Source organism: Streptoalloteichus hindustanus (assembly GCF_900129375.1).
Lineage (GTDB): Bacteria > Actinomycetota > Actinomycetes > Mycobacteriales > Pseudonocardiaceae > Streptoalloteichus > Streptoalloteichus hindustanus.
In genome coordinates, this window is the sequence record NZ_FQVN01000003.1 from 204,443 (window position 1) to 224,000 (window position 19,558).

Genomic DNA, 19,558 nt, shown 5'->3' on the forward strand with positions numbered 1-19,558 from the left:
TGAGGAGAAGCGCTTAGCGGACGGCGAGTGGCAACGCGGTGGGGTGGACCGGAGCCGGGAGGTCCGACGAGCCGGTGAGGAAGCTGTCCACGGCGTGCGCCACGGACCGCCCCTCCGCAATGGCCCACACCACGAGCGAGGCGCCGCGGTGCGCGTCGCCGCAGACGAAGACGCCCGGCGCGGTGGTCTGCCAGTCGGCGCCGCAGGAGATGGTGCGACGCCGGCTGAGCTGGATGTCCAGACCGTCCAGCAGGGCCATCGGCTCCACGCCCTCGAACCCGATCGCCAGCAGGGCGAGGTCGCAGGGCAGCTCCTCGACCTCGTCGGAGATCGGGATCACCTGGCGGCGGCCGTCCGCGTCCTTCTCCACCCGCACCTTCCGCAGGTGCACCGACCGCACGTGCCCGGCCTCGTCGCCGACGAACCGCTCCACGGCGACCGCGAACTTCCGCTCGCCGCCCTCGTCGTGCGCGGGGTAGCTGCGCAGGAGCAGCGGCCACACCGGCCACGGCGACAGGTCGTCGTCGCGGACCAGCGGCGGCTCGGGGTACTGGTCGAGCTGGAGGACGCTCGCCGCGCCCTGCCGGTGCGCGGTGCCCAGGCAGTCGGCCGCGGTGTCCCCGCCGCCGATGATCACCACGTGCCGGCCGTGCGCGTCGATCGCGGTCGGCCCGTCGCCCTCGCAGAACCGGTTGGCCGGCACCAGGTGCTCCATGGCCAGGTGCACGCCCGCCAGCTCCCGGCCGGGCACCGCGCGGTCGTCCCTGCCGCGCAGCGCGCCGACGGCGAGCACCACGGCGTCGAAGCCGGCGCGCAGCTCCTCGACCGTCAGGTCGACGCCGACCTCGCAGTTGGTGACGAACCGGGTGCCCTCGGCCCGCATCTGGGCGAGCCGGCGGTCCAGCACCGACTTCTCCAGCTTGAACTCGGGGATGCCGTAGCGGAGCAGCCCGCCCAGCCGGTCGTCCCGCTCGAACACGGTGACGTCGTGGCCGGCCCGGGTCAGCTGCTGCGCGGCGGCGAGCCCCGCCGGGCCGGAGCCGACGACGGCGACGCGCCGCCCGGAGGACACCGCGGCCGGCATCGGCCGGACGGTGCCCTCCTCCCACGCGGTGTCGGCGATGGTCTGCTCGACCCGCTTGATGGTCACCGCCCCGCCGGACAACGGCGAGATCGCCAGCACGCAGGCCGACTCGCACGGCGCCGGGCACAGCCGACCGGTGAACTCCGGGAAGTTGTTGGTGGCGTGCAGGCGTTCGCTCGCCGCCTCCCACTGTCCACGTCGGACCAGGTCGTTCCACTCCGGGATGAGGTTGCCCAGCGGACAACCGGCCGTTCCCGAGTGGCAGAACGGAATGCCGCAGTCCATGCAGCGGGTCGCCTGGTCGCGCACCTGCCGGTCGCGCACGTCGCGCGGCTGCTCGACGTAGACCTCGGCCCAGTCGGCGGTCCGCTCCGCGACCGGGCGCTTGGCGCCCTCGGCCCTGGCGTGCTTGAGGAAACCGTACGGGTCAGCCACGGGACGCCTCCATCATCGCCTCGTCCTCGTCGCGGCCCTCGGCGCGCGCGATGCGCACCGCCTCCAGGACGCGCTGGTAGTCGCGGGGCATGACCTTGGTGAACGCCGTCGAACGGCGCGGCCAGTCCCCGAGCAGCGACGCGGCCACCGCGGAGCCGGTGAACCGGTGGTGGCGCTCCACGACCTCCCGCAGCCAGCGCAGGTCCTCCGCGCTAAGCGGTTGGAGCTCCACCATGTCGCCGTTGACCCGCACCGGGTCCAGGTCGAGCACGTAGGCGATGCCGCCGGACATGCCCGCCGCGACGTTGCGCCCGGTCGGCCCGAGCACGACCGCCCTGCCTCCGGTCATGTACTCGAAGGCGTGGTCGCCGACGCCCTCGGCCACCGCCACCGCGCCGGAGTTGCGGACGCAGAACCGCTCCCCGACCCGGCCGCGCAGGAAGATCTCGCCGCTGGTGGCGCCGTACCCGATGACGTTGCCGGCGATCACCTGCTGCTCGGCCCGGAACGGCGCGTCCTCGTGCGGGCGCACCACGATCCGGCCGCCGGACAGGCCCTTGCCGACGTAGTCGTTCGCGTCGCCGACCAGGTCGAGGGTGACGCCGCTGGGCAGGAACGCGCCCAGCGACTGCCCCGCCGAGCCGGCCAGCGTCACGTGGATGGTGTCCTCCGGCAACCCCGACCCGCCGAAGCGGCGGGTCACCTCGGCGCCCAGCAGGGTGCCGACCGTCCGGTTGACGTTGCGCACCGGCAGTTCCAGCCGCACCGGGCGGGCGTCCTCCAACGCCGCCTCGGCGAGCTGGATGAGCGTGCGGTCCAGCGCCCGGTCCAGCCCGTGGTCCTGCTCGCGCACCCGCCGGGGCGCGGTCAGGTACGGCGTCTCGGGCACCGCGAAGATCGGCTTCAGGTCGAGGCCGCCGGCCTTCCAGTGCGACACGGCCTCGTCCACGTCGAGCAGCTCGGCGTGGCCCACGGCCTCGTCCAGCGAGCGGAAGCCCAGCGCGGCCAGGTGCTCGCGGACCTCCTCGGCGACGAAGTAGAAGAAGTTCTCCACGAACTCCGGCTTGCCGGTGTAGCGCTTGCGCAGCTCCGGGTTCTGCGTGGCCACGCCCACCGGGCAGGTGTCGAGGTGGCAGACCCGCATCATCACGCAGCCGGCGACGATCAGCGGCGCGGTGGCGAAGCCGTACTCCTCCGCGCCGAGCAGCGCGGCCACCACCACGTCGCGGCCGGTCTTCATCGCGCCGTCGACCTGCACGGTGATCCGGTCGCGCAAACCGTTGAGCAGCAACGTCTGCTGCGTCTCGGCGAGGCCGATCTCCCACGGCGTTCCCGCGTGCTTCAGGGAGTTCAACGGCGAGGCGCCGGTGCCGCCGTCGTGGCCGGAGATCAGCACGACGTCGGCGTGCGCCTTGGCCACGCCGGCCGCGACGGTGCCCACCCCGACCTCGCTGACCAGCTTCACGTGGACCCGCGCCTGCTCGTTGGCGTTCTTCAGGTCGTGGATGAGCTGGGCCAGGTCCTCGATGGAGTAGATGTCGTGGTGCGGCGGCGGCGAGATCAGCGAGACGCCCGGCGTCGAGTGCCGCGTGCGGGCGATCCACGGGTACACCTTGTACCCGGGGAGCTGGCCGCCCTCGCCGGGCTTGGCGCCCTGCGCCATCTTGATCTGGATGTCGGTGGCGTTGACCAGGTACTCGCTGGTGACGCCGAACCGCCCGCTCGCGACCTGCTTGACGGCGCTGCGCCGCTCCTGGTCGTACAGCCGCTCGGGCTCCTCGCCGCCCTCGCCGCTGTTGGACCGGCCGCCGAGCCGGTTCATGGCGATCGCCAGCGTCTCGTGCGCCTCCTGCGAGATCGACCCGTAGGACATGGCGCCGGTGTTGAACCGCTTGACGATCGCGCTGGCCGGCTCGACCTCCTCGACCGGCACCGGCGGGCGCGCCCCGTCGCGGAACCGGAACAGCCCCCGCAGCGTCCCGCCGAGCCGCGACAGGCGGTCGCACTCCTCGGTGTAGCGGCGGTAGACCTCGGCCTGCCGGGTCCGGGTGGCGTGCTGGAGCAGGAACACCGTCTCCGGCGTGAACAGGTGCAGCTCGCCCTCGCGGCGGTAGGCGTACTCGCCGCCGACCTCCAGGCGCCGGTGCACCCGGTCGGTCGGGTTGTCCGGGTGGGCCTTGCGGTGCCGGGCCGCCGCCTCCTCGGCGAGCACGTCCAGGCCGACGCCGCCCAGTTTCGAGGTGGTGCCGCAGAAGTACTCGTCCACCAGGTCCGTGGACAGCCCGACGGCCTCGAACACCTGGGCCGCGGTGTAGGCGCCCACCGTGGAGATGCCCATCTTGGACATCACCTTGAGCACGCCCTTGACCAGCGCGGCGACGTAGTTGCGGATCGCCCTGCGCGGCTCGATGCCGGTGATCAGCCCCTGGCCGATGAGGTCCTCGATCGTCTCGAAGGCCAGGTAGGGGTTGACCGCCGCGGCGCCGAACCCGAGCAGCAGCGCGATGTGGTGCACCTCGCGGGCGTCGCCGGACTCCACGACCAGCGCGACCTTGAGCCGCTCCTTCGTGCGCACCAGGTGGTGGTGCACGGCGGAGACCAGCAGCAGCGACGGGATCGGCGCCATCCGGTGGTCGGAGTCGCGGTCGGACAGCACGATGATGCGCGCGCCGGCGGCGATCGCCTCGGACGCCTCCCGGCGCACCCGTTGGACGGCGTTGGCCAGCGCGAGCCCACCACCGTCCACTTCGTACAGTCCACTGAGGACGGTGCAGGCGAAGCCGGGCAGGTCCCCGTCGTCGTTGATGTGGATGAGCTTGGCCAGCTCGTCGTTGTCGATGACCGGGTACGGCAGCTCGATGTGCCGGCAGGACGCCGGACCCGGTTCGAGCAGGTTCTGCTCAGGGCCCATCACCCGCGACACCGAGGTGACGATCTCCTCGCGGATCGCGTCCAGCGGCGGGTTGGTGACCTGGGCGAAGTGCTGCTTGAAGTAGTCGTAGAGCAGCCGGGGGCGCTGCGACAGCGCGGCCACCGGGGTGTCCGAGCCCATCGAGCCGATCGGCTCCGCGCCGTTCACGGCCATCGGGGTGAGCAGGATCCGCAGCTCCTCCTCCGTGTAGCCGAAGGTGAGCTGCCGGCGCACCACCGAGTCGTGGCTCTGCACCACGTGCTCGCGGTCGGGCAGGTCGGCCAGCTTCAGCAGGCCCGCGTGCAGCCACTCGTCGTAGGGCAGCTGCGCGGCCAGCTCGGCCTTGACCTCGTCGTCGTCGACGATCGTGCCCCTGGCGGTGTCCACCAGGAACATCCGGCCCGGCTGGAGCCGACCCTTGGCCACCACCTGGTCCGCGGGCACGTCGAGCACGCCGGTCTCGCTGGCGAGCACCACCCGGTCGTCGGCGGTGCGCCACCACCGGGCCGGGCGCAGACCGTTGCGGTCCAGCACCGCGCCGACCAGCGTGCCGTCGGTGAAGGTCACGCAGGCCGGGCCGTCCCACGGCTCCATCAGGCTGGCGTGGAACTGGTAGAACGCCCGCCGCGCCGGGTCCATCTCGACGTGGTTCTCCCACGCCTCCGGGATCATCATCAGCACCGCGTGCGGCAGGCTGCGCCCACCCAGGTGCAGCAGCTCCAGGACCTCGTCGAAGGAGGCCGAGTCGGAGCCCTCCGGCTCGCAGATCGGGAACAGCCGGGACAGGTCGCCGGGGACGAGGTCGCTGGCCAGCAGCGCCTCCCTGGCCCGCATCCGGTTCCGGTTGCCGCGGATGGTGTTGATCTCGCCGTTGTGCGCGACGAACCGGAACGGGTGCGCCAGCGGCCACGACGGGAACGTGTTGGTGGAGAACCGGCTGTGCACCAGGGCGATCGCCGAGGTGAGCCGCTCGTCGGTGAGGTCGGGGAAGAACGCGGGGAGCTGGCCGGTGGTCAGCATTCCCTTGTAGACCAACGTCCGCGCGGACAGCGACGGGAAGTAGACGCCGCAGCCGGCGATGACGCTCTCGTGCTCGGCCCGCTTGCGCAGGCAGAACGCGAGCCGGTCCAGGGCGATGCCGGCCGGCGCGGCGTCGTCGGACGCGCCGGGGGCGGGCAGGTTGGCCCCGGCCACGAACAGCATCGCGAAGTGCGGCATGCACGCCCGGGCCGTGGGGCCCACGTCGGCGGCGTCCGCGTCGACCGGCACGTCGCGCCAGCCGAGCACGCGCAGCGACTCCTGCCCGGCGATCTTCTCGACGAGCCGGACGGCGGCGGCGCGCCGCTCGGGGTCCTGCGGCAGGAACGCGATGCCCGCGGCGTAGCGGTGCTCGCCTTCCGGGCCGGGCGTCGGCAGGGCGATCCCCAGCTCCGCGGCCTCGGCGCGCAGCAGTTCATCGGGGAGCTGGAGCAGGATTCCGGCGCCGTCACCGCTGGTCGGCTCGGCGCCCGCGGCGCCGCGGTGCTCCAGGTTCGCCAGCGCGGTGAGGGCGTCCACCACGATCCCGTGGGACCGTCGGCCACGGACGTCCGCGACCATCGCGACACCGCACGCGTCCCGCTCTTCACGCGGGTCGTACAGGCCGGTCGGGCCGGGGAGGGCGGAGAAGATCACGGGCAGACCTCCTTCGTCGTCCTCGGGCTCCGCTCACCGGGAGCGGAGCTCCATGGGTGGGGATGGACGGGACGACGATGGCCCGCAAGGAAAGGCCCGCGAGACAACCGCGGGCGACGTTGCGGCGACTGTAACAGCCAGGAAACCGCAAATCACCCCCTCATGAGTGAACCTGCCCATGCGGGTGTAACGATTTGAGTGACCTGAACGACAAAGCACCCGACACACGCCCCGCCGCGGACCGCGGGTCCGCACGGCGGCGGCGCGCTCTCGTTCACCCTACGTCCTGGTAACGTTCCCCCGCTGACGACCGGTGGGGTGGCGAGGCTCCCACCGCTGGTCAGCGGCGTCGCGTGGCAGCGGAGCCGGGTGGTCCCGGCCCCGTCGAACCCGCAACGGAAGTGCCGCGCCGCGGCCACTCCCCACGGTGTCCGGCCGAGGTCGGCTGCCCGCGCGCCGAGACCGAACCACCGCGCGAGCGAGGTCGCGGCGCCCACCGCCTCGTCCGCGGGCCGCGTCCCGCCCGCCGACCGACTGACGAGGAACTATGACCGGGCACTCCACCCACCCTGGACGTCGCACGCGCGGCCGCCGGCTGGTCGCCGGCGTCGTCGCCCTGTTCACCCTGGCCGGGCTGACCGCCTGCGCCAACCGCGAGCAGGCCGCCGACCCGGGCGCCACCAGCTCCGCCCCCACCTCCACCAGCGCGTTCCCGGTCGAGGTGTCCGTGCCCGGCGGCCGGCCGGTCCGGCTGGAGAAGAAGCCGCAGCGCATCGTCTCGCTCAGCCCGACGACCACCGAGATGCTGTACGCCGTCGGCGCGGGCAAGCAGGTCGTGGCGGTGGACAAGCTGTCCAACCACCCGGCCGAGGCGCCCAGGACCGAGCTGTCCGGCTTCAACCCCAACGTGGAGGCCGTCGCCGGCCAGACCCCCGACCTGGTGGTCGCCTCCGACGACCGCAACAACCTGGTGTCCGGGCTGGCCGCGGTGAAGGTGCCGGTCCTGCTGCTGCCGGCCGCGACCACCCTGGACGGGACCGCCGAGGAGCTGCGGGCGCTGGGCAGGGCCACCGGGCACGCGGCCGAGGCCGACGAGGCGGCCCGCGGGATGCGGTCCGAGATCGAGAAGATCGTCAGGGACACCCCGAAGCCGGCCAGGCAGCTCAGCTACTACCACGAGCTGGACAGCAAGCTGTACTCCGTCACATCGAAGACCTTCATCGGACAGGTCTATGCCATGTTCGGGCTGCGCAACATCGCCGACGCGGCCAACTCGGCGGCCGGCGACTACCCGCAGCTGTCGGCCGAGCACGTGGTCAACGCCAACCCCGACCTGGTCTTCCTCGCCGACCTGGAGACGCCGCAGGCCGTCGCGGCCCGCCCGGGCTGGCAGGGCGTGACCGCCGTCCAGCGCGGCCACGTCGTGTCGCTGGACCCGGACACCGCCTCCCGCTGGGGGCCGCGCGTGGTCGAGCTCGTCCGCCAGGTCGCGGCCGCGGTCGCCAAGGCCGGGAAGTAGACCCCGAGAAGCCGGCCCTGGAACAACCAGGGCGAACAAGCAGCCAGGGCGAGCAGACAGGGAAGCAGGCGCCGGGCCGGTGCGGGAGGGACCTGACCCTCCCGCACCGGCAGGCCGCCACCTCATGATGTCGACGACCTCTCACACCTCCGACCACCCTCCGGGCGCGCGGGAGCGCCTGCCCAGGGCGACCCGGCTCTCGGCGCGGCACGTGGCGCTCGCCGCGGCGCTCGTGGCCGCCGTCGCCACCGGCTCGGTGCTGCTCGGCGCGATCGACCTCGGCTGGCAGCGGGTGCTGGGCGAGGTGGTCGCCCAGCTCACCGGCGGCACGTCGCCGCTGTCCGAGCGCGAGGCGGCGATCCTGTGGCAGCTGCGGGTGCCGCGGGTCGTGCTCGCCGGCCTGGTGGGCGCGGCGCTGGCCGGCTCCGGAGCCGCCTACCAGGGCGTGTTCCGCAACCCGCTGGCCGACCCCTACCTGCTCGGCGCGGCGGCCGGCGCCGGGCTGGGGGCGACCCTGGTCCTGGTGGTGGCGCCCGGCGCCGGCCACGGCGCGCTCGGCCCGCTGCCGCTGGCCGCGTTCGTCGGGGCGGTCGGCGGGGTGGCCCTGAGCTGGGTGCTGGGCCGCTCCGCCGGCAACGGCACGGCGACGCTCGTGCTGGCCGGCGTCGCGGTGAGCGCGTTCCTCACCGCCGCGCAGACGTTCGTCCAGCAGTTGCGCGGCGAAACGCTGCGCGAGGTCTACACGTGGATGCTCGGCGGCCTCGGCACCACCGGGTGGGACGAGGTGCTCGTCGTGCTGCCCTACCTGGCGGCGGCCGCGGTCGTGCTGTGCCTGTCCGGCCGGCTGTTGGACCTGCTCGCGCTGGGCGACGAGGAGGCCGGCGCGCTGGGCCTGCGGCCCGGGGTGGTCCGGGTCGTGGTGCTCGCGGCGGCCTCGCTGGCCACGGCGGCGGCGGTCGCGGTGAGCGGTCTGATCGGGTTCGTGGGCATCGTCGTGCCGCACCTGGTGCGGCTGGCGGTGGCCGGGAGCTACCGCGTGGTGCTGCCGCTGTCGTTGCTGGGCGGCGCCGGGTTCCTCGTGCTGGCCGACACGGTGGCCAGGACCGTGCTCGCGCCGGCCGAGCTGCCGGTCGGCGTGATCACGGCGTTCGCCGGCGCGCCGTTCTTCGCGCTGGTGCTGCGCAGGACGAGGGGACGGGTGCGATGACGGTGGCGGCGGACGGCTCCGCGCTCGAACTCCGGGGGCTCAGCGCCGGCTACCGCGGCCGGTGGGTCGTGCGGGACGTCGACGTCGCGGTGCGCCGCGGTGCCTGGGTGGCGGTCATCGGCCCCAACGGGGCCGGCAAGTCCACCCTGCTCAAGGCGGTCGCCGGCCTGGTGGACCACACCGGGGAGGTGTTGCTGCACGGCGAACCCCTCTCCCGGCTGGGACCCCGGGCGCGGGCCAGAGCCGTCGGGTACGCGCCGCAGACGCCCGAACTGCCCGAGGGGCTCACCGTCACCGACTACGTCCTGTTCGGCCGCACACCCCACCTCGGGCCGCTGGCCAGGGAGAGCCGCGCCGACCTGGAGATCGTCGCCGACGCCCTGGACCGGCTCGACCTGAGCGCGCTCGCGCACCGGCCGCTGCGGACGTTGTCCGGCGGCGAGCGGCAGCGGGCGGTGCTCGGCCGCGCGCTGGCCCAGCGGGCCGACCTGCTGCTGCTCGACGAGCCGACCACCGGCCTGGACATCGGCCACGCGCAGGCGCTGCTCGACCTGGTCGACCACCTGCGCAGGGCGGACGGCACCACGGTGGTGAGCACCCTGCACGACCTGACGCTGGCCGCCCAGTACGCCGACGAGCTGGTCCTGGTCGACCGGGGCCGGGTGGTGGCCGCCGGCCCACCGGCCGACGTGCTCACGGCCGAGTTGCTCGCCGCCCGCTACGCGGCCCGCGTCACGATCCTCACCACTCCGGACGGCGCTCCGGTCGTCGCGCCCGTCCGCTGACCGGGCGACCGCAGGCGGCCCGACGCGACGCGAGGCGATGGAGACGACGCGCTCGGGGCGCGTCGGCGACCAAAACTCACTTCGTACAGAATGTACAGTTTTCGCATGAGCACGACGCCGTACGAACTCCCGCTGACCGAGGCGCGCGCCCGGCTCGGCGAGTTGGTGGACGAGGCCGAGCACACCGGGCGGGTCACGTACCTGACGCGCCACGGCCGGCGCGCAGCGGCGATCGTCCCGGTGGCGATGGTCGACGGGGACGAGCTCGCGGACCGGCTCGCCGTCCGCGAGGCGACGATCGCCGAGGTCATGACCGAGGAAGCGGAGCTGATGAGGAGGCTGGCCGAATGAGCGGGGACCCGCGTTACCCCACCCTCGACGACGCGGTCGCGCTCGCCACCGCGTTCCTCGGCGAACCTCCGGAAGTGCGCGACTGGGGCATGCTCCAGGCGGCGCTGGACCGCCCCCGGACGACGTTGTTCGGCGCGGACGCCTATCCCGAGCTCGCGGACAAGGCCGGGGCGCTGCTGCACTCCCTCGCGCGCAACCACCCGCTGATCGATGGGAACAAGCGGCTGGCCTGGATCAGCGTCAAGTACCTCGTCCGCCTGAACGGGCACAACATCCACCTCCCGAGCACCGACGACGGCTACGACCTCGTGATCTCGGCCGCCGAGGGGACGGCGGACGCCGCCGGGCTCTCCCGGACGATCGGCGGGTGGATGAGGCCGCTGCCCCAGCGGTGAGGGCGGGCTCGCCGACCCCCCAGGGGTTGGCGAGCCCGCCCTCGTGCGGCCAGACGCGGCGTCAGCGCGCCTTGGCGGGCTCCTGGGACGGGCGGTCGGCCTCGGCATCACCGGAGCCGGCGTCCGAGCCGGCGCCGGGGCCGTGCTCCGCCCGCATCAGGGCGTCGACGTCGACCAGGTCCGGCTTGTCCAGCACCGCGCGCAGCCGGGCGAGGTCCAGCGCCCCCTGCCAGCGGGCCACGACCATGGTCGCCACGCCGTTGCCGACCAGGTTGGTCAGGGCGCGGGCCTCGGACATGAACCGGTCGATGCCCACGATCAGGGCGATGCCCACCACCGGGATGGTGTCGCCGAAGGCCTGCAGCGACGCGGCCAGCGTCACCAGGCCGGCGCCGGTCACCCCGGCCGCGCCCTTGCTGGACAGCAGCATGAACAGCAGCAGGCCGAGCTGGGCGCCGATCCCGACCTCGTGGCCGGTGGCCTGGGCGATGAAGATCGCGCCCATGGTCAGGTAGATGCAGGTGCCGTCCAGGTTGAACGAGTAGCCGGTGGGGATGGTCAGGCCCACCACCGACTTCTGCGCGCCCGCCGCCTCCAGCTTCACCAGCACGCGCGGCAGCACCGACTCGCTGGAGGACGTGCCGAGCACGATCAGCAGCTCGTCCTTGAGGAAGCGCACGAACTTGACGACGCTGAACCCGGCCAGCCTGGACACCACGCCCAGCACGACGAACACGAACAGCGCGCAGGTCAGGTAGAAGGCGCCCATCAGGTACGCGAGCTTGGTGAGCACCTCGTTGCCGTACTTGCCGACGGTGAACGCCATGCCGCCGAAGGCGCCGATGGGCGCCGCGTACATCACGACCTTGATCACGCCGAACATGACCTTGGCCGTGGTGTCCAGCGCGTCCACCACCCGGCGGCCCCGCTCGCCCATGCCGGCGACGGCCACGGACACCAGCACGGCCAGCACCAACACCTGGATGAGCTGGTTGTCGGTGAAGGCGCCGAGGAACGACTTCGGAATCAGGCCGAGGATGAACCCGGTGAGCCCGCCGGCCTCCGCCTCGCCGGCCTTCTTGATCGTCTCGGCGGCGGCCTTCTCGTTGACCACGATGCCCAGGCCGTCGCCCGGCCGCAGCACGTTGACCACCACGAGCCCGATGGCCAGCGCCACGCTGGTCATCGCGGTGAAGTAGCCGATGGTGCGCAGGGCCAGACCGCCGGCCTTGGCCAGGTTGCCCAGCCCGGCGATGCCGACCACGACCGTGCAGAAGATGGTGGGCGCGATCACGATCTTGACCAGGTTCACGAACAGGTCGGCCAGCCACTTCATCTGGGCCGCCTGCTTCGGGAACCCGATGCCGACCAGCACGCCCAGCGCGATCGCCGCGAGAACCCAGAAGTACAGGTGCCGGTAGAACTTCCTGCGTGGCTTCGTCACGCCGTCGGGGGTGCCGCCCACTGATCCTCCTCACCGGTCCGGAGCACGTTCTCCGGCCGGTGATGCTGGTTACACCCGCCTCAGTGCGGCAAGTCACACAGCGGAAACTTGGGACTGCCCTGACATTGCCGCAACCGACGCGTAACCGGGGGCGGGGCGGCGCTCAGAGGTGTTCGAGCTGGTGGCGGGCCCACACGGTGACGAACCCACCGGTGTCCAGGCGCACGCGGCACTGGACGTCGACCCGCAACCGGGGGCTGCGCGCCCGGCGCAGCGACTGGAGGTCGGTCCCGGCCTCGTCGGCCGGCGGCGGACCGAAGACGATCACCCGCTCGGTGCGCTGCACGGTGCCCTCCAGCCCCGCCGGCAGCCAGCAGTCCTCGGTGAGCGGCAACTCCACGGCGAGGCGGCAACGATCTCCCTCGCGGAACACGTCCCCAACGTCCCTTCCCAGCCCCGCCGGCCCGTTCACCTCCCCGGGTGGGGCCGACCGGCCGATCCGCCCCTCACCCCTGACGACGCGCGAGGCGGATCGACGTTCCGGTCGGGCGGTCGCTGCCACCCGAACAGCCCAAACCCGCGTCGACCCGGGTTAGCCTCCGCCCCGTGGACAGGACAGCCAGTCGCCGCGCGGTGCTCCTCGGCGCGGTGGGGGTGGCAGGGGGGGCGCTGGCCGGCTGCGCCGCGCCCGCCGCTCCCGTCCCGGAGGAGCTCGTCCTGTCCACCGGCCCGCAGGGCGCGGTGTTCCGGGAGATCGGCGCCGCCCTCGCGGCCGCGCTGGCCGACCACCTGCCGCGGACCAGGGTGGTCGCGCGGGAGAGCAGCGCCTCGGTCGAGAACCTGAACCGGCTGGCCGCCGGCGAGGCCCAGCTCGGCCTGGCGTCCCTGGACGCCGTGATGACCGAGCCGGGTCGACGGCCGCCCGGCCTCAGCGCGGTCGGCCGGCTCTATGACAGCTTCCTGCACCTGGTGGTGCCGGCCGGGTCGGGCGTGCGCGCGCTGGCCGACCTGGCCGGCCGGCGGGTGGGGGTGGGGCTGGCCCAGTCGGGGACCGCGTTCACCGTGCGCCGCCTGCTGCCCCTGACCGGGTTGCGGTTCCAGGAGGCGCGGCTGAGCCAGGCCGACGCGGCGAACGCGCTCGCCGCCGGCGACCTCGACGGGTTCCTCACGCTCACCGGCATCCCCACCCCGGCCATCAGCCAGCTCGCCGCGCGGGTGCCGGTTCGGCTGGTCCCGTTGGCGGAGGAGGCGGTGGCGCTGGCCAACGCCCACCCCGGCCCCTACGTGCCGGCGACCATCCCGGCGACCACCTACCCGGAGGTGCCGCCCTGCCCCACGGTCGCGGTGCCGAACCTGCTGCTGGCCAGGGACGACCTGCCCGCCCCCGTCGTCGAGACGGTGACCGACACCGTCTTCACCGACGCGTCCCGCATCGCCGCCGGGCACCCCGAGGCCCGGCGGATCAACGTCCGCACCGGCATCGCGACCGGCCCGGTGCCGCTGCACGCGGGGGCGGCGGCCTGGTTCCGCTCCGCCAAGCGCTGACCGGCGCCGCGGGCACCACCGTCACCGCCGTCACCGCCGGAGCCGCACCACGACGTCCAAGCCGTGCGGGGTCGCCGGGCGCAGGCTCAACTCCCCGCCGGCGCCGGCCACCAGCTCGGCGACGATGGCCAGGCCGAGGCCGGTGCCCGGCACGTTCTGGTGCCGGGGCGAGCGCCAGAACCGGCGGGTCGCGGCCGCCCGCTCCTCGGCGTCGAGCCCGGCCCCGTCGTCGACGACGTGCAGCACCACCGCGTCGTCGACGGGTTCGGCCCGCACCTCGACCCGGGTGCCGCCGGAGAGCCGCAGGGCGTTGCCGACCAGCTCGTCGAGCACGCTGCCCAGCCCGCCGGGCGGCGCGAGGACCCGGAGCCCGGCCGGCACCTCGACCCGCAGCGCCATGCCCGCCTGCCCGGCCTGGGCGTGCCAGCCGGGCTCGTGCGTGGCCACCAGCGCGTCCACCTCCACCGGCTCGGCCGCCGCCGCGCTGTCCAGCCGGGTCGCGGCCAGCAACGCGTCGAGCACCCGGCCCATCTCGGCGGTCTCCTCCACCGCGAACTGGTGCGCCTGCCGACCGGCCGCCCCGACCAGGTGCGGCTCCAGGTTCTCCACGGCCAGTCGCAGGCTCGCCAACGGGTTGCGGAGCTGGTGCGAGGCGTCGGAGACGAAGGCCCGCTGCCGGCGCAGCGCCCGCCCCACCACCTCGACCATCGCGTTGAACGACCGGGCGAGCCGGCGCAGCTCGGGCGGGCCGTCCACGTCGGCCCGCACGTCGAGCCGGCCGCCGGCCACCTCGGCGGTGGCCTCGTCCAGCCGCCGGACGGGGCGCAGCACCCACCACGACACCGGCCAGGCCACCGCGACCAGCCCGAGCAACGGCACCAGCCCGACCAGCGCCAGCAGGCCCCACTCCCGCCACACCTGGCCCCGGAGCCCGTCGGTGGGCGAGACGGTGACGACGGCGGCCACCACCTCGCTGTCCCTGCCCACCGGCTCGACCACCACCAGCGAGCCGGACCGCCACGGCCACACCACCTCGGGCGCGTCCGGCCGGTAGCCGGCGAACGCCGCGTCCAGCCCGGCGACCGCGTCCGAAGTGGACAGATCCACCGAGTCCCTTGAGGACAACAGGACGCGCCCGCCCGGGGCGACCAGCGCGGCGGGAATGCCGTAGAGCTCGTCGTACCGCGCCAGTTCGTCCCGCAACGCGGTGGTGCGCCCCGAGGCCAGGGCGTTCTCCGCCAGCGAGGCGAACCGGCCCGCGTCCGCCAGCCGGTCGAGGTAGGTGGACTGCGTCTCGCGCTGCGCCACCGCGACCGCGAGCGGCACCCCCAGCGCTCCGGCGAGGAGCACCAGCAGCGGCAGCAGCACGAGCAGCAGGCGTCGCAGCACCTAACCGTCCACTTTGGCCAGTCGGTAGCCGACGCCCCGCACCGTCTCGATCCGCACCCGCTGACCGAGTTTGCCGCGCAGCGCGGCGATGTGCGTGTCCAACGTGCGGGAGGGAGCCTCCCAGGTGGACTGCCACACCTGGTCCACGATGCGGTCCCGGTGGACGACGCTGCCGGCGTGCGCCGCCAGCATCGCCAGGACGTCGAACTCCTTGCGGGTCAACGACAACGCCTGCCCGGAGACGGCCGCGCTGCGCGCTCCGGTGTCCAGTTCCAGCTCGCCGACCCGGAGCACCGAGCCGGCGGGCGCGCCGGCCCGGGCGGCCCTGGTCCGCCGCAGCACCGCCTCCACCCGGGCCAGCAGCTCCGCGGTGCCGAACGGCTTGACCACGTAGTCGTCGGCGCCGCTGCGCAGCCCGGCGACCCGCTCGCGTTCCTCCCCTCGCGCGGTCACCGCGATGACCGCGGTGCTCTCGGCGCGGCGCAGGCGACGCAGCACTTCCAGCCCGTCGATGTCGGGCAGGCCGAGGTCGAGCAGCACAACGTCGGCCGGGGCGGCCCGCAGGGCGGCCGCGCCGGTCCCGACCCGGTGCACCTCGTAGCCGGCGTGCTGGAGCGCCATCACCAGGCCACGTGCCACCCGGTCGTCGTCTTCGACGACGAGGATGCGCATGACTGCCGATCGTAGGTCGTGCCGGGCCGGGCTGAGGCCAACCGGCACCACCCCCGCCAGGTCAGACCCCGGTCATCCCGGTGGGCCACCGAGCACGGCAGCGGTTCCGCGACGGCGCGCGGACTCGCCGTGCACTCAGCTCGCCGGGCCGTTGGTCCGCGTCTCCGGTCGGGGCTCCGCGCCTCCCTCAACCGTCTTCTCGACCGCCTTCTCGGCCGGCTGGCCGGCATCCGGGGTGGGACCGGACGCGGGCTCGCCGGGCTTGTCCTTGGCGGTGCCGTCGGCCCCAGCACCGGCGGTTCCGCCCGGCGTGGTAGTGGCCGGTGTGGTGGCGGCCGGTGTGGTTTCGGCCGACGCGCCGTCGATGGCGGCGGTGTCGCCTTCAGCCGCGACCGGGGGCAGCTCCTCCCGCGAACCACGCACCAAGAGCAGGTACGCGACGGCGGCGAGGAACACCACGATCGACGTGATGACGTTGATCCGCAGGCCCAACACCATCGTCGCCTCGTCGGTGCGCATCATCTCGATCCAGCACCGGCCCGCCGTGTAACCCGCGACGTAGAGGGCGAACACGCGGCCCCGACCCATCCGGAACTTCCGGTCCGCCCACACCAGCAGCAGTGCGACGCCGAGGTTCCACAGCAGCTCGTAGAGGAACGTCGGGTGGACGATCTTCTCCGGCGTGTGGTTGAGGGCGACCCCGCCGAGCGGGTCCTCCAGCCCGGTCGCCTCGTCGATCCGGGTGTAGATCTCCAACCCCCACGGCAGGGTGGTCGGGCCGCCGTAGAGCTCCTGGTTGAAGTAGTTGCCGAGGCGGCCGACCGCCTGCGCGGTCACCAGGCCCGGGGCGATCGCGTCGGCCACCACCGTCAGCGGGATGCCCCGCCGGCGGCAGGCGATCCACGCGCCGAGCGCGCCCAGGGCGACCGCGCCCCAGATGCCCAGTCCGCCCTGCCAGATCTTGAGCGCGTCCAGCGGGTTCTTGCCGGGCCCGAAGTACTTGTGCCAGTCCGTGGCCACGTGGTAAAGCCGACCGCCGACCAGGCCGAACGGCACCGCGAACACCGCGATGTCGGTGATGGCGCCGGACTGGCCGCCCCGGGCGACGAACCGCTTCTCCCCCCACCAGATCGCCACGACGATGCCGGCGATGATGCACAGGGCGTAGGCCCGGATCGGGATCGGGCCGAGGTGCCAGACACCGCGGTCGGGGCTCGGGATGGTGGCGAGGAAGGCCGTCAGACTCACGGCCACCACCGTAGCGACCGCGGCCAGCGCTCCCGCACGACGGACTCCACCGCCGCCCCCAATCGTTACTGACGCCGCTCCGCGAGGTCGAGCGCCAGCGGGAACGGCCGCTCCACCCGGAGTCGCCCGTCCCGGGACCGGCCGACCTCGCGATAGCTGCCGCCGCGCAGGTCGAAGGCGACGATGACGGGTGGCTGGGGCCGGGACCCCGGGTCCGCGAACAGGAAGTGCGGAATCCCCGCCTCGGTGTACAACTCGCGCTTCAGCGTCAGGTCGTAGACCCGGGTCGAGGGGGACGCGACCTCGACGGTGAGCAGCACCTGGTCGCCCGGGAAGCAGACGACGTCGGCGCCGGGCTCCGTGACCACCGCCAGGTCCGGAACCAGCAGGCGGGGACCCGACAGGACCACGTTCACGCCCCACAGCGGCTCGTAGTCCGCCGGGGTGTCGGTGTCGAAGGCGGACAGGAGCCGTCGCAGGACCCGCTGGTGTCTCGTTCCCAGCGTCGGGCTCACGACCAACGCGCCATCGACGAGCTCCACGCGATGCCCCCGGTCCTCGGGGAGCGCCAGCACCTCGTCGAGGGTTCAGGGCTCCGCGCGGTGCGGGAACGGGAGCGCGGGCAGGGTCATGACCGGTCGCCTCCACGGCTCGGCCCGGCAGGGCTCGGGATGTCAGAAAACGCTCGTTCGTCGACATACCGCGACCCTGCCGGGACGGACCGACAGAAAAGCCCCCCGCTCAGCGCCTCCGGCGCGAGATCACCCGGTCGCGGCGACCCGGCGGCGGACGCCCTCGGCGAGCTCGGCGGCGAGGGCCCGCACCGCGGCCTCGCCCCCGTCGCCCGGGTCCCGCGCGACCTGGGACACGAACGCCGAGCCGACGATGACCGCGTCCGCGAACCCGGCGACCTCGGCCGCCTGGGCGCCCGAGCGCACCCCGAGCCCCACCCCGACCGGCAGGTCGGTGTGCGCGCGGACCCGGGCGACCAGCTCGGGCGCGGCGTTGCTGACCGCGTCCCTGGCGCCGGTGACGCCCATGGTGGACGCCGCGTAGAGGAAGCCGCTGCTGGCGGCGGCGGTCATGGCGATCCGCTCCTCGGTGGAGGACGGCGCGACCAGGAAGATCCGGTCCAGGCCGTGCTCCGTGCTGGCCGCCAGCCAGTCCTCGGCCTCGTCCGGGATCAGGTCCGGCGTGATCAGGCCGAGCCCGCCGGCCGAGGCGAGGTCCCTGGCGAAGGCGTCGACGCCGTACCGGAACACCGGGTTCCAGTAGGTCATCACGACCGCGTGCCCGCCGGCCGAGGCCACCGTCTCCACCACGGAGAACAGGTCCCGCAGCCGGAACCCGTTGCGCAACGCCCCCTCGGCGGCCGCCTGGATGGTCGGCCCGTCCATCACCGGGTCCGAGTAGGGCACGCCGACCTCGACCAGGTCGCAGCCGGCGTCGAGCATCGCCGACAGGACGCGGCGCGAGCCCTCGACGGTCGGGAACCCGGCGGGCAGGTAGCCGACCAGGGCGGCGCGGCCCTCGGCCCTGGTCGCCTCGAAGAGCTGGTCCAGTCGCGACATCAGGCCTCTCCCCGCTCGTTGCTCCCCCGGCCGGCGGCGCTGGCGCCGGCGTCGTCGGCGTTGTCGGTGTTGTCGGTGTTGTTTTCTGACAACCCGAACCACGCCGCCGCCGTGTCGACGTCCTTGTCCCCCCTGCCGGACAGGTTCACCAGGACGACCGCGCCCTCGCCCAGCTCGCGACCCAGCTCCAGCGCGCCGGCCAGGGCGTGCGAGGACTCGATGGCCGGGATGATGCCCTCGGTGCGGGACAGCAGCCGGAACGCCGCCATCGCCTCGGCGTCGGTCACCGGCCGGTACTCGGCCCGCCCCTGGTCCTTCAGCCAGGAGTGCTCCGGCCCCACCCCGGGGTAGTCCAGGCCGGCGGAGATCGAGTGCGCCTCGGTCGTCTGCCCGTCCTCGTCCTGGAGCAGGTAGGAGCGGGCGCCGTGCAGGACGCCGGGGGTGCCGGCGGTGAGGGTGGCGCCGTGCCGGCCGGAGCCCACCCCCTCGCCGCCGGGCTCGCACCCGACCAGGCGGACCGAGGGGTCGTCCAGGAAGCCGTGGAAGATGCCGATGGCGTTGGACCCGCCGCCGACGCAGGCCACGACCGCGTCGGGCAGCCGGCCGACCCGCTCCAGCACCTGCGCCCGCGCCTCCACCCCGATCACGCGGTGGAAGTCCCGCACGATGAGCGGGAACGGGTGCGCGCCGGCCGCCGTGCCGAGCAGGTAGTGGGTGGTGTCCACGTTGGTCACCCAGTCCCGCAACGCCTCGTTGATGGCGTCCTTGAGGGTCCGGGAGCCGGTGGACACCGGGATCACCTCGGCGCCGAGCAGCCGCATCCTGGCCACGTTCAGCGCCTGGCGCCGGGTGTCCACCTCGCCCATGTAGACGACGCACTCCAGGCCCATCAGGGCGCACGCGGTCGCCGTGGCGACGCCGTGCTGGCCGGCGCCGGTCTCGGCGATGACCCGCTTCTTGCCCATCCGCTTGGTCAGCAACGCCTGGCCCAGCACGTTGTTGATCTTGTGCGAGCCGGTGTGGTTGAGGTCCTCGCGCTTGAGCAGCACGCGGGCCCCGCCCGCGTGCTCGGCGAACCGCGGCGCCTCGGTCAGCAACGACGGCCGGCCGGCGTAGTCGCGGAGCAGGCGCTGGAACTCGCCGACGAACTCCGGGTCGAGCCGGGCCTTGTCGTACTCGGCCGCCAGCTCGTCCAGGGCCGCGATCAACGCCTCCGGCATGAACCGCCCGCCCCAGGGCCCCCAGTGCCCGCGCTCGTCCGGGTCGTGCGGGGTGGGGCGCAGGGCGGAACTCATCGGCATCTCCTGACTTCGTTGACTCGCGACGCC

16 protein-coding genes are annotated in these 19,558 nt (G+C 73.8%); 6 read left to right on the forward strand and 10 right to left on the reverse strand.

Annotated features, from left to right (window positions below; translation table 11 throughout):
- Positions 1–13 precede the first annotated feature (13 nt).
- Both BUE43_RS10140 and gltB read right to left on the reverse strand, forming a co-directional pair.
- The gene (locus BUE43_RS10140) at positions 14–1,519 is read right to left on the reverse strand and encodes a glutamate synthase subunit beta (RefSeq protein ID WP_073481388.1); all 1,506 of its coding nucleotides are present in this window, start codon (positions 1,517–1,519) and stop codon (positions 14–16) included.
- The gene (gene gltB / locus BUE43_RS10145) at positions 1,512–6,104 is read right to left on the reverse strand and encodes a glutamate synthase large subunit (protein WP_073481391.1); all 4,593 of its coding nucleotides are present in this window, start codon (positions 6,102–6,104) and stop codon (positions 1,512–1,514) included. Before gltB ends, BUE43_RS10140 begins: the two co-directional genes overlap by 8 nt.
- 547 nt (positions 6,105–6,651) lie before the next feature.
- Between gltB and BUE43_RS10150 the strand changes: the two genes are divergently transcribed.
- The 5 genes from BUE43_RS10150 (at position 6,652) to BUE43_RS10170 (ending at position 10,361) form a co-directional block, all read left to right on the forward strand.
- On the forward strand, positions 6,652–7,623 hold the full coding sequence (locus BUE43_RS10150) for an ABC transporter substrate-binding protein (protein WP_073481393.1): 972 nt from the start codon (positions 6,652–6,654) through the stop codon (positions 7,621–7,623).
- A gap of 127 nt (positions 7,624–7,750) precedes the next feature.
- Entirely contained in the window at positions 7,751–8,830 is a 1,080-nt protein-coding gene (locus BUE43_RS10155) for a FecCD family ABC transporter permease (protein ID WP_073482549.1), read from the forward strand.
- On the forward strand, positions 8,827–9,615 hold the full coding sequence (locus tag BUE43_RS10160) for an ABC transporter ATP-binding protein (protein WP_073481395.1): 789 nt from the start codon (positions 8,827–8,829) through the stop codon (positions 9,613–9,615). The genes BUE43_RS10155 and BUE43_RS10160 overlap by 4 nt, the downstream gene beginning before the upstream one ends.
- A gap of 105 nt (positions 9,616–9,720) precedes the next feature.
- Complete coding sequence (locus tag BUE43_RS10165) at positions 9,721–9,966, forward strand: type II toxin-antitoxin system prevent-host-death family antitoxin (protein WP_073481397.1); 246 nt, start codon at positions 9,721–9,723, stop codon at positions 9,964–9,966.
- The gene (locus BUE43_RS10170; RefSeq protein ID WP_073481399.1) at positions 9,963–10,361 is read left to right on the forward strand and encodes a type II toxin-antitoxin system death-on-curing family toxin; all 399 of its coding nucleotides are present in this window, start codon (positions 9,963–9,965) and stop codon (positions 10,359–10,361) included. Before BUE43_RS10165 ends, BUE43_RS10170 begins: the two co-directional genes overlap by 4 nt.
- A gap of 61 nt (positions 10,362–10,422) precedes the next feature.
- Here BUE43_RS10170 and dctA read toward each other — a convergent pair whose 3' ends face one another.
- Together dctA and BUE43_RS10180 are read right to left on the reverse strand one after the other, a co-directional pair.
- Positions 10,423–11,826, reverse strand: a complete 1,404-nt coding sequence (gene dctA / locus BUE43_RS10175) for a C4-dicarboxylate transporter DctA (RefSeq protein ID WP_073481401.1) — start codon at positions 11,824–11,826, stop codon at positions 10,423–10,425.
- A 142-nt stretch (positions 11,827–11,968) separates the two neighbouring features.
- A complete protein-coding gene (locus tag BUE43_RS10180; RefSeq protein ID WP_143174078.1) occupies positions 11,969–12,238 on the reverse strand; it encodes a hypothetical protein in 270 nt (89 codons plus the stop codon).
- Between the two features lie 173 nt (positions 12,239–12,411).
- On the opposite strand from BUE43_RS10180, the gene BUE43_RS10185 reads away from it, so the two are divergent.
- Entirely contained in the window at positions 12,412–13,350 is a 939-nt protein-coding gene (locus tag BUE43_RS10185; protein ID WP_200797450.1) for a TAXI family TRAP transporter solute-binding subunit, read from the forward strand.
- A 30-nt stretch (positions 13,351–13,380) separates the two neighbouring features.
- Here BUE43_RS10185 and BUE43_RS10190 read toward each other — a convergent pair whose 3' ends face one another.
- The 6 genes from BUE43_RS10190 to trpB form a co-directional block, all read right to left on the reverse strand.
- A complete protein-coding gene (locus BUE43_RS10190; protein WP_073481407.1) occupies positions 13,381–14,739 on the reverse strand; it encodes a sensor histidine kinase in 1,359 nt (452 codons plus the stop codon).
- Complete coding sequence (locus BUE43_RS10195) at positions 14,740–15,411, reverse strand: response regulator transcription factor (protein WP_073481410.1); 672 nt, start codon at positions 15,409–15,411, stop codon at positions 14,740–14,742.
- Positions 15,412–15,546: 135 nt separating this feature from the next.
- Complete coding sequence (gene lgt, locus BUE43_RS10200; RefSeq protein WP_073482551.1) at positions 15,547–16,653, reverse strand: prolipoprotein diacylglyceryl transferase; 1,107 nt, start codon at positions 16,651–16,653, stop codon at positions 15,547–15,549.
- A 71-nt stretch (positions 16,654–16,724) separates the two neighbouring features.
- Complete coding sequence (locus BUE43_RS10205; RefSeq protein ID WP_083959548.1) at positions 16,725–17,234, reverse strand: Uma2 family endonuclease; 510 nt, start codon at positions 17,232–17,234, stop codon at positions 16,725–16,727.
- Between the two features lie 186 nt (positions 17,235–17,420).
- Positions 17,421–18,230: a tryptophan synthase subunit alpha gene (gene trpA, locus BUE43_RS10210; protein ID WP_073481413.1), complete on the reverse strand. Its 810-nt coding sequence runs from the start codon at positions 18,228–18,230 to the stop codon at positions 17,421–17,423.
- Positions 18,230–19,525 carry a tryptophan synthase subunit beta gene (gene trpB / locus BUE43_RS10215; RefSeq protein WP_200797451.1) on the reverse strand — a complete coding sequence of 432 codons (1,296 nt, stop codon included), beginning with the start codon at positions 19,523–19,525 and terminating at the stop codon, positions 18,230–18,232. The genes trpA and trpB overlap by 1 nt, the downstream gene beginning before the upstream one ends.
- Positions 19,526–19,558 lie beyond the last annotated feature (33 nt).